Origin of the sequence: Mesorhizobium sp. ISC11, from assembly GCF_037162595.1 — a bacterium.
GTDB lineage: Bacteria > Pseudomonadota > Alphaproteobacteria > Rhizobiales > Rhizobiaceae > Mesorhizobium > Mesorhizobium ciceri.
Genome location: NZ_JAVSPW010000001.1, coordinates 3,207,039 through 3,220,442, shown reverse-complemented (window position 1 = coordinate 3,220,442; position 13,404 = coordinate 3,207,039). Strand labels below are relative to the sequence as shown.

At 63.7% G+C, this 13,404-nt stretch carries 15 protein-coding genes; 3 read left to right on the top strand and 12 right to left on the bottom strand.

The window, feature by feature from the left end:
• The first annotated feature begins 2 nt into the window (after nucleotides 1–2).
• A complete protein-coding gene (locus tag RPF88_RS15960) occupies nucleotides 3–800 on the top strand; it encodes an ABC transporter permease subunit (protein WP_013533032.1) in 798 nt (265 codons plus the stop codon).
• Nucleotides 801–814: 14 nt separating this feature from the next.
• On the opposite strand, the gene RPF88_RS15955 is transcribed toward RPF88_RS15960, so the two are convergent.
• From RPF88_RS15955 to RPF88_RS15920, 8 genes are all read right to left on the bottom strand, one after another.
• A complete protein-coding gene (locus tag RPF88_RS15955) occupies nucleotides 815–1,270 on the bottom strand; it encodes a MaoC/PaaZ C-terminal domain-containing protein (protein ID WP_063167538.1) in 456 nt (151 codons plus the stop codon).
• Nucleotides 1,267–2,343, bottom strand: a complete 1,077-nt coding sequence (locus RPF88_RS15950) for a Gfo/Idh/MocA family protein (RefSeq protein ID WP_063167539.1) — start codon at nucleotides 2,341–2,343, stop codon at nucleotides 1,267–1,269. The genes RPF88_RS15955 and RPF88_RS15950 overlap by 4 nt, the downstream gene beginning before the upstream one ends.
• Nucleotides 2,336–2,665, bottom strand: a complete 330-nt coding sequence (locus RPF88_RS15945; RefSeq protein ID WP_063167540.1) for an L-rhamnose mutarotase — start codon at nucleotides 2,663–2,665, stop codon at nucleotides 2,336–2,338. The genes RPF88_RS15950 and RPF88_RS15945 overlap by 8 nt, the downstream gene beginning before the upstream one ends.
• 9 nt (nucleotides 2,666–2,674) lie before the next feature.
• A complete protein-coding gene (locus tag RPF88_RS15940; protein WP_063167541.1) occupies nucleotides 2,675–3,787 on the bottom strand; it encodes a mandelate racemase/muconate lactonizing enzyme family protein in 1,113 nt (370 codons plus the stop codon).
• A gap of 5 nt (nucleotides 3,788–3,792) precedes the next feature.
• Nucleotides 3,793–4,890 (bottom strand): ABC transporter ATP-binding protein, encoded by a 1,098-nt coding sequence (locus RPF88_RS15935; protein ID WP_063167542.1) that lies wholly within the window; start codon nucleotides 4,888–4,890, stop codon nucleotides 3,793–3,795.
• Nucleotides 4,891–4,894: 4 nt separating this feature from the next.
• The gene (locus RPF88_RS15930; protein WP_013533026.1) at nucleotides 4,895–5,761 is read right to left on the bottom strand and encodes a carbohydrate ABC transporter permease; all 867 of its coding nucleotides are present in this window, start codon (nucleotides 5,759–5,761) and stop codon (nucleotides 4,895–4,897) included.
• A gap of 2 nt (nucleotides 5,762–5,763) precedes the next feature.
• Nucleotides 5,764–6,660, bottom strand: coding sequence for a carbohydrate ABC transporter permease (locus tag RPF88_RS15925; RefSeq protein WP_013533025.1), 897 nt, complete (start codon nucleotides 6,658–6,660; stop codon nucleotides 5,764–5,766).
• A 135-nt stretch (nucleotides 6,661–6,795) separates the two neighbouring features.
• Nucleotides 6,796–8,115: an ABC transporter substrate-binding protein gene (locus RPF88_RS15920; RefSeq protein ID WP_063167543.1), complete on the bottom strand. Its 1,320-nt coding sequence runs from the start codon at nucleotides 8,113–8,115 to the stop codon at nucleotides 6,796–6,798.
• Nucleotides 8,116–8,284: 169 nt separating this feature from the next.
• On the opposite strand from RPF88_RS15920, the gene RPF88_RS15915 reads away from it, so the two are divergent.
• The gene (locus RPF88_RS15915; RefSeq protein WP_013533023.1) at nucleotides 8,285–9,070 is read left to right on the top strand and encodes an IclR family transcriptional regulator; all 786 of its coding nucleotides are present in this window, start codon (nucleotides 8,285–8,287) and stop codon (nucleotides 9,068–9,070) included.
• Between the two features lie 65 nt (nucleotides 9,071–9,135).
• Complete coding sequence (locus tag RPF88_RS15910) at nucleotides 9,136–9,975, top strand: amidohydrolase family protein (protein ID WP_063167544.1); 840 nt, start codon at nucleotides 9,136–9,138, stop codon at nucleotides 9,973–9,975.
• Between the two features lie 9 nt (nucleotides 9,976–9,984).
• Here RPF88_RS15910 and RPF88_RS15905 read toward each other — a convergent pair whose 3' ends face one another.
• The 4 genes from RPF88_RS15905 to RPF88_RS15890 are packed head-to-tail and all read right to left on the bottom strand — an operon-like array spanning nucleotide 9,985 to nucleotide 13,393.
• Nucleotides 9,985–10,956 (bottom strand): ABC transporter permease, encoded by a 972-nt coding sequence (locus RPF88_RS15905; protein ID WP_013533021.1) that lies wholly within the window; start codon nucleotides 10,954–10,956, stop codon nucleotides 9,985–9,987.
• A 1-nt stretch (nucleotide 10,957) separates the two neighbouring features.
• On the bottom strand, nucleotides 10,958–11,908 hold the full coding sequence (locus RPF88_RS15900; protein ID WP_027163923.1) for an ABC transporter permease: 951 nt from the start codon (nucleotides 11,906–11,908) through the stop codon (nucleotides 10,958–10,960).
• Nucleotides 11,905–12,663, bottom strand: coding sequence for an ATP-binding cassette domain-containing protein (locus RPF88_RS15895; protein ID WP_063167545.1), 759 nt, complete (start codon nucleotides 12,661–12,663; stop codon nucleotides 11,905–11,907). Before RPF88_RS15895 ends, RPF88_RS15900 begins: the two co-directional genes overlap by 4 nt.
• Entirely contained in the window at nucleotides 12,656–13,393 is a 738-nt protein-coding gene (locus RPF88_RS15890; RefSeq protein ID WP_013533018.1) for an ATP-binding cassette domain-containing protein, read from the bottom strand. The genes RPF88_RS15895 and RPF88_RS15890 overlap by 8 nt, the downstream gene beginning before the upstream one ends.
• Nucleotides 13,394–13,404: the final 11 nt, after the last annotated feature.

Sequence of the window (13,404 nt, the reverse complement as noted above, 5' to 3'; positions counted from 1 at the left end):
CCATGCTGGTCTGGTCACGCTCCGGTCGTCTTGTCCTGTGGGTGCTCTTCGCACTGATCTTCGGCGTGCTGTTCCTGGCGCCGCTCGCGGTCATCCTCCTGTCCAGCCTCGCCGACCAGTGGAACGGCGTGCTGCCCAACGGCCTGACGACGGAGCACTACACCGATGTCATTTCCGGTGCCGCCGGCAGAGCGGTCAAGGCCAGCCTGGTCACCGGCTTCCTGGCCAGCGCGCTGGCGCTGGTCAGCGGCACCTGGGCGGCCCTGTCGCTGCGCCTCCAGGGCCATGCCTTGCGGCGGCTGCTCGGCCTTTTGTTCTTCATCCCAAGCGCGGTCCCTTCGGTGTCTGTCGGCCTTGGCCTGCTGGTTGCCTTCAGCCATCCGCCGCTGCTGCTCAACGGCACGATCGCGATCGTCATGATCGCGCATTTCGTGCTGATCTCGGCTTTCACCTTCGGCAATGTCTCGGCTGGACTGGCGCGGCTTTCGCCCGACTTCGAGCAGGTGGCATCGAGCCTCGGCGCTCGCCCGGCCTACCGGCTTTGGCACGTCACACTGCCCTTGCTCGCACCCTATCTGGTTGCCGCCTTCGGTCTCAGTTTCGCGCTGTCGATGGGGGAACTCGGCGCCACCGTCATGGTCTACCCGCCGGGTTGGGTGACGCTGCCGGTCTCGATCTTCAGCCTTACCGATCGCGGCGACATCTTTGCCGGTGCGGCACTGACAATGATCCTGGTCGTGGCGACGCTGGTTCTCTTGCTCGGGCTGGAGCGCATTACCAAGCGCGCTACCGGCTCGTAGGACTTTCCCGAGTCTCAGCCCTGCGCCGGCCTGCGTTCGACGATGTAGATGTGGTCTGCCGCCAGCACCACGTCGCCGCGCTGGTTGATCACCTCGCACCGCTCGATCACCCGTCCTGAACCCGGCCGCTTGGGATCGTCTTCCTTGACCGCGATGGTGGTGCGCGTGCGGATTGTGTCGCCGATGAACACCGGCTTGATGAAGCGCAGCCGGTCGTAGCCGTAGGAAAAGGCGACAGGGTTAACGACGCTCGCGGTCAGCCCGATGCCGACGGAGAACACCAGCGTGCCATGCGCGATGCGCTGGCCGAATGGCGTCGTCTTCATGTACTCGGCGTCCATGTGGTGCGGAAAGAAATCGCCGGTGTGGCCGGCATGGACGATGAAGTCGGTCTCGGTGATGGTGCGGCCGCTTGTTAGGCGCGACGCGCCAATCTCGTAATCCTCGAAATACTTGATCTGTTCCATCAGGGTCTTTCCGCGATCGGCGTCGCCGGTGCCGCGCTCGACTGGTAGGCGGCCTCGACCAGCGCCATCGTGCTCCAGGCATCTTCGACGGGGCTTATCAGCGTATCATCTTCTCCGGTCGCAAAGCGCTGGACATTGGCCATGCGGCCGACGAAGGCATCGGGAAACCACTCGCCGGCCAAGGGCACGGCGATCCAGCCCGTTCCGCCCTTCGGACAGATCTCCAATACATCCGGTTCGCCTGTGGGATAATCGAGGTTGAGACCCAGCTTGAGATAGGCGGCACCCTCTGTGCCGCAGATGCGGAACTCGCAGGCCTGATGCCGGCGACCGAATTTGTGGTCGTGGTTGATCGACAGCGCGCAACGCACGGTGTCGCCATAGTCGAGAATGGCGCTGGTGCGCGTCTGCGCCACCTTATGGTTGGGATGGCCGAGCGTCTTGGCGTGCACGCCTCTGGGGTCGCCGAGCAACTGCCGGATCAGGTCGAGATAGTGGATCGAATGCATGGCGATCTCGACGCGCGGCGCCTTGAGCAGGAATTCCCAAAGCTCCCATGGTGTCGCCAGCGCCAGCCAGGCGTCGAAGTCGACGATCTCGCCGAGCCAGCCCTTGCCGATGGCATCCTTCAGCGCCAGCATCATTGGCGCGAAACGCAATTGGAAGTTCACCGCCGCGTGCAGCCTCCTGGCGCGGCAGATTTCGAGGATCGCGGTCGCCTCGGCAAGATTGCTGCCCATCGGCTTCTGGATCAGCGCCACCGCGCCGTCAGGCAAGGACTTCAGCACATCGGCATGATGCGACGGCGGGGTGGCAAGGTCGAAGATCGCGCCCTCGACAGCAGTCGCTTCTTCGACCGAGCCAAAGGCCGTCACGCCCCATTGGCTGGCCAGCTTTTCAGCCCTGACATGATCAGGATCATAAAGCCCGGCAACCGGAAAGCCGGCCTTCCGGTAGGCTGGGAAATGCGCGTCGCCGACGATCGATCCCGCGCCGAAGGTGACGATCGGCCGGGGTCTTGAGGGTTTTGGCCAGGATTGAACGAGCAAGGCAGGGTCGAAGCCGCCTTCAGTCATGATGGAAGACCTCATCCATCTCGGCCCACCACTCGCCCTCCTTGCGGGTCGCCAGCGGCTCCTGGCAGGGCATGCAGACGGCCCACCATTCCTGCGTCTTCGGGTCGGCCGCCATCTTGGCCATGTCGGCGGCATAGTCGGTGCCGTGGTATTCAAAATAGGAAAACAGCAGGTTCTCCGGCCGCTTCAGGTAGATCGAATAGTTCTTGATGTTGCAGGCCGAGATCATGGTCAGCACGCCGGGCCAGACGGCGGCATGGAGCCGAACATACTCATCGACCTTTTCCGGCTTCAGTCCGAGAATCATCCCCATCCGCTGCATATCAGTCTCCTATTTCGTGATCGCCGTGGTGAATTCGGCGATGCTCATGGCCTTGACCGCGTCCCAGTCCCAATCGATGCCGATGCCCGGTTCGTCGGGCGCCAGCGCCTGGCCATCTTCGATGCGCATGCGCTTGCCGGTCAACTGGTCGAGCTGCGGAATGTACTCGACATATCGGCCGTTCTGAACAGCGCAGGTCAGGCTGACATGCAGTTCCATCAGGAAATGCGGGCAGACCGGAATGTCGAAGGCCTCTGCCGCGTGCGCAATCTTGAGCCAGGGCGTGATGCCGCCGATACGGCCGACATCGACCTGCACGATCGAGCAGGCGCCTTTCTGCATGTACTCGCGAAAATGGCGGAGGGAGTAGAGCGACTCGCCGATGGCGATCGGCGTCGGCGTCGAGTTCGACAACCGCACATGCCCGTCGATGTCGTCGGCCGGCAGCGGTTCCTCGATCCAGGCGAGGTCGAGCTCACGCAGCCTCGCAGCGCGCCGGATCGCTTCGTCGACCGAAAACCCCTGATTGGCGTCGGTCATGATCTCGTAGCCGTCGCCGACCGCCTTGCGCACCGCCGACAGGCGGGCAAGATCCTCCGACCCGTGCGGCCTGCCGATCTTGACTTTCGAGCCGCGAAATCCCTTCGCCTTGGCGGCCAGCGCATCGTCGACCAGCGCCTGCGTCTCGATGTGCAGCCAACCGCCTTCGGTGGTGTAAAGCGGACAACGATCCTTGGCGCCGCCGGCCAGTTTCCACAAAGGCAGGTTTTGCTTCTTGGCCCGCAGATCCCAGAGTGCTGTATCGATGGCGGCGATCGCGATGGCGGTGATGGCACCGATGGTCGTGGCATGGGTGGCGAATTCGAGATCGTGCCAGATCGCCTCGATCATGTCGGGATCGCGGCCGATCAGGCGCGGCACCAGATGGTCCGAGAGCAGCCGCATCACCGACGAACCGCCGGTGCCGATCGTGTAGCTGTAACCGGTGCCGACCGCACCGTCGGAATCGGTGATCGTGACGATCGGCGTTTCCTGACTGACGAAGCTCTGGATCGCGTCGGTGCGCTTGACCTTGGGCACAAGGTCCACCATGCAAAGGTCGACTTTCTCGATTCTGGCCATGCCGATCAGCTCCGCAGTGTCTTTCCGGTCTCAGTGGCAAACAGATGCGCCTGCGACATGTCGAGGCTCATGGCGACCCGCTCGCCCGGCCGCAGTGGCCTCGGGTTCAGCATGCGCGACACCCAGTCCGTGCCGTTGAATTCAACGAACACCAGCGTCTCGTTGCCGAGCGGTTCGGTGACCGTGATCGGCAGCTCGATCTGGTGGACATCGGCCGCGCCACCGGAACTGATGCCATGGCCGGTCGGGTAGATGTCGTCCGGCCGCAGCCCGAACACCACCTTGTCGCCGGTCGTGACATTGGCCTTGAACTGAGCGGGCAGCGGCAGCCTTTCGCCGCTGGCGAAAACCATCTGGCCGTCATCGATCGTCGCCTCGTGCAGATTCATCGGCGGTGAGCCAATGAAGCCGGCGACGAAGCGCGTCGCGGGCCGCCGGAACACCTCGTCGGGCGTGCCGACCTGTTCGATATGACCGTCGCGCATGATGACGATGCGATCGGCAAGCGTCATCGCCTCGACCTGGTCGTGGGTGACGTAGATCACTGTCGACTGCACCTTGGCATGCAGCTTCTTGATCTCGGTGCGCATCTGCGTGCGCAATTTGGCGTCGAGATTGGAAAGCGGTTCGTCGAACAGAAACACATCGGGGTCGCGCACGATGGCGCGGCCCATCGCGACGCGCTGGCGCTGACCGCCGGACAGTTGCGACGGGCGGCGGTCGAGCAACGTGTCGAGGCCGAGGATGGCCGAGGCCTCGGCGACGCGGCGGTCCATGTCTTCTTTGGCGGCGCCGGCGATCTTCAGGGAGAAGCCGAGATTCTCGCGCACCGTCATGTGCGGATAGAGCGCATAGGATTGGAACACCATCGAGATGTTGCGCGAGCGTGGCGGCAAATCGTTGACGATGCGTCCGCCGATCTCGATCGAGCCGGCGCTGATTTCCTCCAGCCCGGCGATCATGCGCAGCGTCGTCGACTTGCCGCAGCCGGACGGGCCGACCAGCGCAATGAACTCGCGGTCGGCAATGTCGAGATCGATGCCGTGCACGATCCCAATAGTGCCGTAGCGCTTGGTCAGCTTGGTGAGGGTAACGGTTGCCATGGGATCAGCCTTTCACCGCGCCGGAGGTCAGGCCGCCGACAAGGTGTTTCTGGACTATGTAGGTGAGGGTGAGCGCCGGGATGATCATCACCACGGCCAGCGCGCACATGCCGCGCCAATCGATGGTGAACTCGGCCGTGTAGTCGAGCAGGCCGACCGGCAGCGTCTTGGCGCTCACCGAGCGGGTCAGCTGCGAGGCCAGCGCGAACTCGTTCCAGCAGGTCAGGAAGGCGAAGATCGCGGCCGACGCAATGCCCGGTCCGGCGAGCGGAAACTCGACCTGCCAGAACGCCTGCCAGCGGGTGCAGCCATCGATCTGCGCTGCTTCCGCGAGGTCCTTGGGCACCTGGCGGAAGAAGCCGTCGATCAGCCAGATGGTGAACGGCACGTTGAGCGCGACATAGGCGAGGATCAGCCCGAAATGGGTGTCGATGATGCCGAGCCGCACATAGAGGAAGAACAGCGGCAGCGAGAGCGCGATGCCCGGCACGGTGCGCGTCAGCATCAGGCCGAGGAAGACGCTCGATTTACCGCGAAAACGATAGCGGGCGAACGCATAGCCGCCTGCCATGCCGATGGCCACCGCAATCACCGTCGAGGTCACCGAGATGATCAGCGAGTTGCGGAAATATTCAATCACCGGGATGCCGCCCTTGCCGATGCCTGAGAACATCGCGACATAGGCGTCGAACGAAATCTCCTGTGGGATCCACACCGGTGGCTTTGCCATGATCTCGACCGTCGGCCGCAGCGACGACAGCACGATCCACAGGCCCGGCAGGCAGATGGTCAGCATCGCCAGGAACAGGCCGATGCGATAGATGATGCCGAGCAGCCGGCGCTTCAGGCGGGCGGAAGAATTCTCGTCCATCTTCACCACTCCGCACCGATCTGCGTGCGCGCCGCGGCGAGCTTGTTGAAGAAGTAGACGGTGAAGGCGATCGACAGCAGGATCGAAAAATAGGCCATGGCGTTGGCCATGCCCATGCGCCCGTCGCTGTAGGCGGTGCGGGCCACCAAGGTCCATAGCAGTTCGGTGCGGCCAGCCGGTCCGCCATCGGTCATGATCTTGACGATGTCATAGGCGCGCGCCACGTCGAGCGAACGGATGGTCATGGCGATGTAGGCGAAGGGCATGACGAATGGCCACGTCACATAGCGGAATGTCTGCCACGGCGTGCAGCCGTCGACCCGCGCCGCCTCGATCGGCTCCTTGGGCATGGCGAGCAGGCCGGCGAGGATCAGGATGGCGAAGATCGCCGTCGACGACCAGATCTCGGCGATCGAGATGGCGATGAAGGCGAGATGGCCCTCGATCAGCCACGGTATGGCGTCTCGCGTGATGCCGAGCGACTGCAGCGCATTGTTCACCAGGCCGATATTGTCGTTGAACATGAACTTGAATTGGAAGCCGACCAGGATCGGCGAGAACATCATCGGAAACATCATCAGCGTGCGCAGGATGCGCTGGCCGCGCGTCGCCTTCTCGACCAGCATGGCGAGGCCGAGCCCGAGCAGCATTTCGAGATTGAGCGCGATGGTCAGCAGCAGAACCGTGCGGCCGAAGGCCCACCAGAAGTCGGTGTTGGACAGGATCGAAAGATAGTTCCGGATGCCGATGAAGACGTAGAACGTTTCGGGCCGCGTCAGGCGGAACGGGGTGAAGCTCGAATAGAGCGACAGAAGCAGCGGCACCACCACCACCGCCGCCAGCACGATCATGGCCGGAAGCAGCAGCAGGAATGGCGCGGATGGCTTGAAGCCCTTCATCAGAATCCTTGAGTGTTTGTATTTGGACGGCGGTGCGTTGGCTGGGCGCGAAGGGTTAGCGTAAACCGCTGGCATCCCGCGCAACGCGATCGCCTCCCCCATTGCTGATGGGGGAGGCAGCCCTGGGAGCCGTTGCTAGAGCTTGCCGGCGTCCTGGAGGATTTGTGTCGCCTTGGCGGCGGCTTCATCCAGTGCCTGCTTCGAGGTCTTGTCGCCGAGGATCGCCGCCTGCAGCTCGGGATAGACGGCGTTCGAGATCTCGATCCATTCAGGCGTCTGCGGCACGGCGAAGGCGTGCTTGGCCTCTTCCTGGAAAGCGGTAAGAACCTCCTTCTTGTAAGGATCGTTTTCGGCCTGCTTCAGGTCCCAGTCCCAGACCGCGGTGCGGGTCGGCAGCGGACCGGCGGCGGCCTCGAGCTTCTGGCTGTCCTCGTTGGTCAGCCACCAAACCAGGGAAGCCGCGGCCTCCTTGTTCGGGCAGTTCTCGGTCACCGAGAAGCCATGGAAGCCGGACCAGCCGGTGCGCTTGCCGGACGAACCCTTCGGCGCGACTTTGACGCCGACATTGCCGGCGACCTTCGACGACTTCGGATCGTTGAAGAAGCCGGCCCAGCCCGGCCAATCCAGGTTGATGGCGACAGTGCCGGACGCAAAGCCTTGGCCGAGATCGTCCCAGAGATAGTTGGTGGTGCCGGCCGGCACGGCCTTGGCCTTGTAGAGGTTGACGAACCAGTCGAGCGCCCGGATGCCGGCCTCGGAGTTGAAGACCGGCTTGCCGTCCTTGTCGAGATATTCGCCGCCCTCGGCGACGACCATCTCGTAGAAGCGGCCGTTGATCGCCTCTTCCTTGCCGGCGAACTGGGTGCCGTAGAAATTGGGCGGGTTGGCGAAGAACTCGGCCTGGTCGGTGACTTCCTTCCAGGTGTCCGGCGGCACCAGATCATAGCCGTATTTCGCCTTGAACTTGGTCTTGTTGTCGGCGTTCTCGTACAGGCTCTTCTGGTAGTAGAGCGCCGAAACGTCGAACTGCGCGCGCGGCAGCATCTCCAGCTTGCCGTCGATGGTAGCCGACTTGATGGTCGACGGCACGAAGGCGTCGATCTCTTCCTTCGGCAGCAACTTGCTGAGGTCGGTGTAGAGGCCGGTATATTGCGGCGCGAAGGAGGAATGGTTCCAGCCGACGCACCAGTTGGTGCTGCCCGAGGCGATGTCGGACTTGAGCTCCTTGTCGATATCGAAGCCGTTCTTCTTGGTCAGGATGTTGACCTTGGCGCCAGTCGCCTTCTCCCATTCCGGGATCCGTTCGTAGAGCTTTTCATATTGCTGGCCGCCGATCAGCTTCACGTCGACGGTCACGCCTTCGAACTTGCCGGGCAGGTCGCCGGCAAGGGCTGCGCCTGCACCAAATGCAAGCAACAATGCACCGGCGGAGACGCCGGAAAGCAGTCTGTTCATTGGTATCCTCCCTGGGTGCGCCTTGGCCGGCGACCGCAACTCGTCTGATGACAAGAAGTGCTACATTCATATACAAACAAAACATTCATAGACACGTCAAGGCGAAATTTGTTTCCGCCGCGCACGTTCCTGCGTATATGACGGGCGAAATTCACTGGAGGATGAGCCCATGGACGACAGCGAAGACGAGCGCTATCGCGCACCGGCGCTCGACAAGGGGCTCGATATCCTTGAACTGCTGGCGGGCGTCGACGGTGGCCTGACCCAGGCCGAAATCGCCAAGAAACTCGACCGCAGTCCCAACGAATTCTATCGCATGCTGGACCGGCTGGTGCGGCGTGGCTACGTCACGCGCCTCGACGGCGACCGCTATTCGCTGACGCTCAAGCTGTTCGGCCTGGCACAGCTGCACGCGCCGGTACGGCGGCTGGTCTCCTATGCGACGCCGCTGATGCGTGAGCTTGCCGAGACATCGCAGCAGGCCAACCAACTCGTTGTTTTTGATCGTGGTTCTGCCGTCGTCATCGGTCAGCAGGAAGCACCGAACTACTGGGGCATATCGATCCGGGTCGGCTCCCATATCAGTCTATTCGATACTGGCTCGGGACATGTGCTGCTCGCCTTCCGCTCACCGGAAGAGCGCCAGATGATGATTTCCGAACACGTCCGCAGCACCGACAAGACGGCACAATCGAGCGAGTTCTTCACCCGTCTCGACCAGATCCGCGACCGTGGCTACGAGATGATGGCTTCGATGCAGACAGCCGGCGTCTTCAACCTGTCGGCCCCGGTGCGCAGTTCCGACGGCAAGGCGATCGCCGCGCTGTCGATTCCCTACATCACGGTGGTCAACGCGCCTTCCGCACCCGATATCACCAGGACAATCGAACTGTTGCTGGCAACGTGTGAAAAGCTGTCGCACCTTGCTGGATCAGCAGTCGGCTCATCGGTGTGAATTCTTATTTGAATGAAGAATTCTCTCGTGAGATGATTTGAAAAGCCAGAGGGAGGAGCCTCGCCATGATCATCGACACCCATCTTCACCTCATCGATCGCTCGGCCCTGCGCTATCCCTGGCTCGCCGGCGTGCCGGCGCTCAACCGCGATTTCTCTTATGAAGACTACGCGACGGAGGCGCAGCGTGTCGGCGTCGAGCGCGTGCTGCATATGGAGGTCGATGTCGATCCGGCCGACATCGAAGCCGAGACGGCTCGTGTGGAAGGACTGTCACGGCAGCCCGGCAGCATGCTGGCCGGGGTGATCGCGTCCTGCCGTCCTGAGGAAGGAGACTTCGCGGCCTATCTCGAACGGCAGCGGGCAAACCCGTTCGTAAAGGGCTTTCGCCGCGTCCTTCATGTCGCGCCCGACGAGCTCTCGGAAGGTGCGGTGTTCCGCGACAGCATCAAGCGGCTTGGCGGCACCGGCCTGACCTTCGATCTCGTCGTGCTGCCGCACCAGATTCCCAAGGCTATCGTGCTTGCCGACCTGGCACCCGATGTGACGTTCGTCCTCGACCATTGCGGCGTGCCCGACATCAAGGGCAACAGGGAACATCCATGGCGCGAGCATATGAGCGAGATCGCCCGGCGCCCGAATGTCATGGCCAAGATTTCCGGTGTCGTCGCCTATGCCGATGCCGGCAGCTGGACGGTCGAGACGTTGCGGCCGTACGTCGAGCACACCATCAATTCATTCGGCTGGGACCGCGTCGTCTGGGGCAGCGACTGGCCGGTCTGCACGCTAGGCGGCGGCCTGTCGACCTGGGTGGCGGCGACCCATGCATTGCTCTCGGGCTGCAGCATTGCCGAGCGCGACAGGCTGTTGTCCGGCAATGCCCGCAAGCTGTGGCGGCTCGACTGACAGGTCCTTTCAGATGGTTGCCGAGACGTGCCGTTCGCGGCCATAGAGCGAAACCAGCAGCACGATGACGAAGCCGAGCGCGGCCTGCACTGCCGCGGGCTGGAAGCCGAGGCCGATGAGCAGCGTGTTGATCTCGGTCAGCACCAGCACGCCGGCGATCGTGCCGAGATAGCTGCCCCGGCCGCCGACCAGTGCTGCGCCGCCGACGACGACCGCTGCGATGGTCTGGAACAGATAGGGCTGGCCGACATCGCCATAGGCCGAGCCGGTGAAGCCGAGCAGCAGCACGCCCGCGACAGCGGCGAAGAAGGCGCTTGCTGCATAGGTGATGACCCACATGCGAACCGGGTCGATCAGCGCCAGCGGCGCCGCTCCCGGATTGCTGCCCAACGCATAGAGCCGGCGGCCATAGGGCGTCCGCTCCAGCACCAGCACGACCAGCGCCGCCAGCACGACCAGGCTCGGCACCAGCCACGGCACCGGCAGCGGGCCGGCCGATCCGCCGATCGAGACGAAGCTGGAAACCGCTTGTGGCGCGGAGCCTGACGGGAAGCCGGCTGTCCACAGCAGCACCAGCCCTTGCACGACCATGCCGATGCCGAGCGTGACGATGAGCGGCTGGATGTCGAGGCTGCGCGAGATCAGCCCGTTCAGCCCGCCGATGACGAGCGCCAGCGCGCCGACCAGGCCGCAGACGAGAAAAAAGTTCCAGCCATCGCCATAAAGCTGCGCAGCCACGACATTGGCAAAGCCGATGACGAAGGGGATCGAAAGGTCAATGCCGCCCATGATGACGACCAGCGTCTGGCCAATCGAGGCCACGGCGAGCAGCGAGGCGAGCACCAGCATGGCCCGTATCGCAAACGGCGCCGAGTAGCCGGGAATGAGAATTGTGCCGGCAAGGTGCAGAAGGGCGGCGACGCAGAAGGCGCCGACGACACGGGCGTTGGTTGTCGCGAAGAGGTTTTGGCGCAAAACCATGTCAGCGTCTCCCCATGGCAAGACGTTCCTGCAGCGCTGTCAGCATCACCGCCAGCACCAGGATCGCGCCGTAGGCGATCTGCAGCACGAAGGTCGAGACGTTGAACGTCGTCAGCACGCTCTGCAGCAGGAAGATGTCGATGGCGCCGATGGCGGCACCCGCCACGCCACCACGGCCGCCGGCCAGGCTGACGCCGCCGAGCGCTACGGCGGCGATGGCGATCAGCGTGTAGGTCGGCCCTATGTTGGGGTCGGCGGAGCCGATCAGCGCGGTCAGCATCAGCCCGGCGCATCCGCCGAGGATGCCGGTCATGACATAGGCGATGAAGCGCACGCGCGTGACATCGACACCGGCGGTGTAGGCGGCGCGGTCGTCGCTGCCGACCGCCATAAGCTGGTCGTAGTATGGTGTGCGCCGCACCAGCCACCAGGCAATGAACATCAGTGCCAGCGGCAGCATCGACAGCGGGCCGGACAGCGCCTTAAGCCAGGCCGGCGCTGGGCCGATCGGCGCCGGCAGGATTGTCAGCGTCACGCCGGTCAGGATCAGATAGGTGCCGAGCGTGGCGACGATCGGCTGAATGCGCACGATTGTCGCCAGGAAGCCGTTCGCCGCGCCCACCAGCGCGCCGACGAGCAACGCCGCCGGAACGAGCACCAAGGGCGACGAGATGCCGGTGCCGAGGAACAGCACCTGGATCGTCAAAGCGTTGACAAAGCCCATCAATGGCCCAACCGAGATGTCGATTCCGCCACGCCCGGCGAGGATGACAGGCGTGGAGGCGATGGCAGCACCGATCAAGGGCGCCGCCAATCCGACCAGCGCCCCCCAGGAACCCGGCTGGAATCGTCCCGGGCTGAGGATGAGATTGACCGCAAGCAGCACGACCAGCAGCACGACGGCGAAGCCGAAATTTCGCCCAAGGGACAGGAGGCGCGCAACAGGGCTCATGCCGCACGTCCGAACATGGCTGATATCACGCCGTCGGTGGTGAGGGCGTTGCCGGCGATCTCGGCCGCGACTTCATTCTCACGGAACACCAGCACGCGCTGGCACAGGAGAAGAATCTCCTCGATTTCGCTGGACAGGATGACGAGCCCCATGCCGTCGGCCGCCAGCCCGCGAAACACGTCGTAGAGAACATGCCGCGTCGCCACGTCGACGCCACGCGTCGGATCGTTGAGGAGCAGGATCGCGGGCTCCAGCGCCAAGGCCCGCGCCAGCAGCACCTTCTGCTGGTTGCCGCCCGACAAAGTGGTGATCGTGGCATCGGGCCGGGGTGCGGCGATTGACAGTTTTTCGCGGTAGATGTCGTAGCGCGCCTTGCGCGCCGCCGGGCTGATCAGGCCGAGCCGTGTGTCGCGCGACAGAGTCGAAACGGCGAAGTTGTCGAGCACCGACTGCGTCGGGAAAATGCCGTTGGCGCGTCGGTCGCGCGGCAAATAGGCGATGCCGCTGGCGACAGCCTTGCGAAACCCGGTGATCTTACGGGACGCATCCGATGCACCGAGCTCGATCGAGCCGCCATGCGGCGGTTCCAGGCCAGCAAGCATCTTGAGAAACAGCTCCTGGCCATGACCATCGAGGCCGGCAAGCCCGACGATCTCACCCGGAGCGATTGCCTGCGTGATCGGGCTGGCGCCGGGCGCGATGACGAGTTCGCGAACGGCAAGACCACCAAAATCGAGAGCGGTGCGATCAGCCATGCGCAAGCTCCGCGGCGGTACGTGGCGCCATTGTCTTGAGAAGCTCAGCCGGCGTCGAAGCGCCGCGCTCTTCGGTGCGCACCACGCTGCCGCCCCGCAGGATCGAGATGCGATCCGAAAGCGACATCACCTCGTCCATGCGGTGGGTGATGAACAGGATCAGGCAGCCCTCGCCGGCAAGCGCACGCATCAACGAAAAAACGGATTCGCGATCGGCGAAGTCGAGCGCGGCGGTGACCTCGTCGAGGATCAGGATCTTTGGGTTGCGCACGATCGCGCGAGCAAGGACGACCAATTGCTGCGCGGCGAGCGGCAGCAGGCCGGCTGGCATGTCGAGAGGGACGTCGGTGACCGCGAAGCGCTTAAGCGCAGCTTTCGCCCGGTCACGGCGCTCGTTGCGGGGCACAGCGCGCCGGACCAGCCCGTCGAGGCCGAGCAGGATGTTGTCGGTCACGCTGCGATCCGGCGCGATCAGCACCTCCTGGAACACCGTGGCGAAGCCTTGCGCCTGGAAGGCCGAGGGGTTGGCGCCCGAGAACGGCTTGCCGTGCAGGAGGATCGCGCCGCTGTCCGGCTGGACGATGCCGGACAACAGCTTGACCATCGTGCTCTTGCCCGAACCGTTCTCGCCCAGGATGGTGTGGATGGTTCCCGCCCGAAACGCGATCGATGCGTCCGCGAGCGCGATCGTCTCGCCATAGCGTTTGGATATGGTTTTGACTTCAAGCATGTCGCATTTCG

Excerpts from the sequence above, each read along its gene's own strand:
- RPF88_RS15960 (WP_013533032.1), top strand. The coding sequence starts at position 3 with ATGCTGGTCTGGTCACGCTCCGGTCGTCTTGTCCTGTGGGTGCTCTTC.
- RPF88_RS15950 (WP_063167539.1), bottom strand. The coding sequence starts at position 2,343 with ATGACTGAAGGCGGCTTCGACCCTGCCTTGCTCGTTCAATCCTGGCCA.
- RPF88_RS15945 (WP_063167540.1), bottom strand. The coding sequence starts at position 2,665 with ATGCAGCGGATGGGGATGATTCTCGGACTGAAGCCGGAAAAGGTCGAT.
- RPF88_RS15940 (WP_063167541.1), bottom strand. The coding sequence starts at position 3,787 with ATGGCCAGAATCGAGAAAGTCGACCTTTGCATGGTGGACCTTGTGCCC.
- RPF88_RS15935 (WP_063167542.1), bottom strand. The coding sequence starts at position 4,890 with ATGGCAACCGTTACCCTCACCAAGCTGACCAAGCGCTACGGCACTATT.
- RPF88_RS15930 (WP_013533026.1), bottom strand. The coding sequence starts at position 5,761 with ATGGACGAGAATTCTTCCGCCCGCCTGAAGCGCCGGCTGCTCGGCATC.
- RPF88_RS15925 (WP_013533025.1), bottom strand. The coding sequence starts at position 6,660 with ATGAAGGGCTTCAAGCCATCCGCGCCATTCCTGCTGCTGCTTCCGGCC.
- RPF88_RS15920 (WP_063167543.1), bottom strand. The coding sequence starts at position 8,115 with ATGAACAGACTGCTTTCCGGCGTCTCCGCCGGTGCATTGTTGCTTGCA.
- RPF88_RS15915 (WP_013533023.1), top strand. The coding sequence starts at position 8,285 with ATGGACGACAGCGAAGACGAGCGCTATCGCGCACCGGCGCTCGACAAG.
- RPF88_RS15910 (WP_063167544.1), top strand. The coding sequence starts at position 9,136 with ATGATCATCGACACCCATCTTCACCTCATCGATCGCTCGGCCCTGCGC.
- RPF88_RS15905 (WP_013533021.1), bottom strand. The coding sequence starts at position 10,956 with ATGGTTTTGCGCCAAAACCTCTTCGCGACAACCAACGCCCGTGTCGTC.
- RPF88_RS15900 (WP_027163923.1), bottom strand. The coding sequence starts at position 11,908 with ATGAGCCCTGTTGCGCGCCTCCTGTCCCTTGGGCGAAATTTCGGCTTC.
- RPF88_RS15895 (WP_063167545.1), bottom strand. The coding sequence starts at position 12,663 with ATGGCTGATCGCACCGCTCTCGATTTTGGTGGTCTTGCCGTTCGCGAA.
- RPF88_RS15890 (WP_013533018.1), bottom strand. The coding sequence starts at position 13,393 with ATGCTTGAAGTCAAAACCATATCCAAACGCTATGGCGAGACGATCGCG.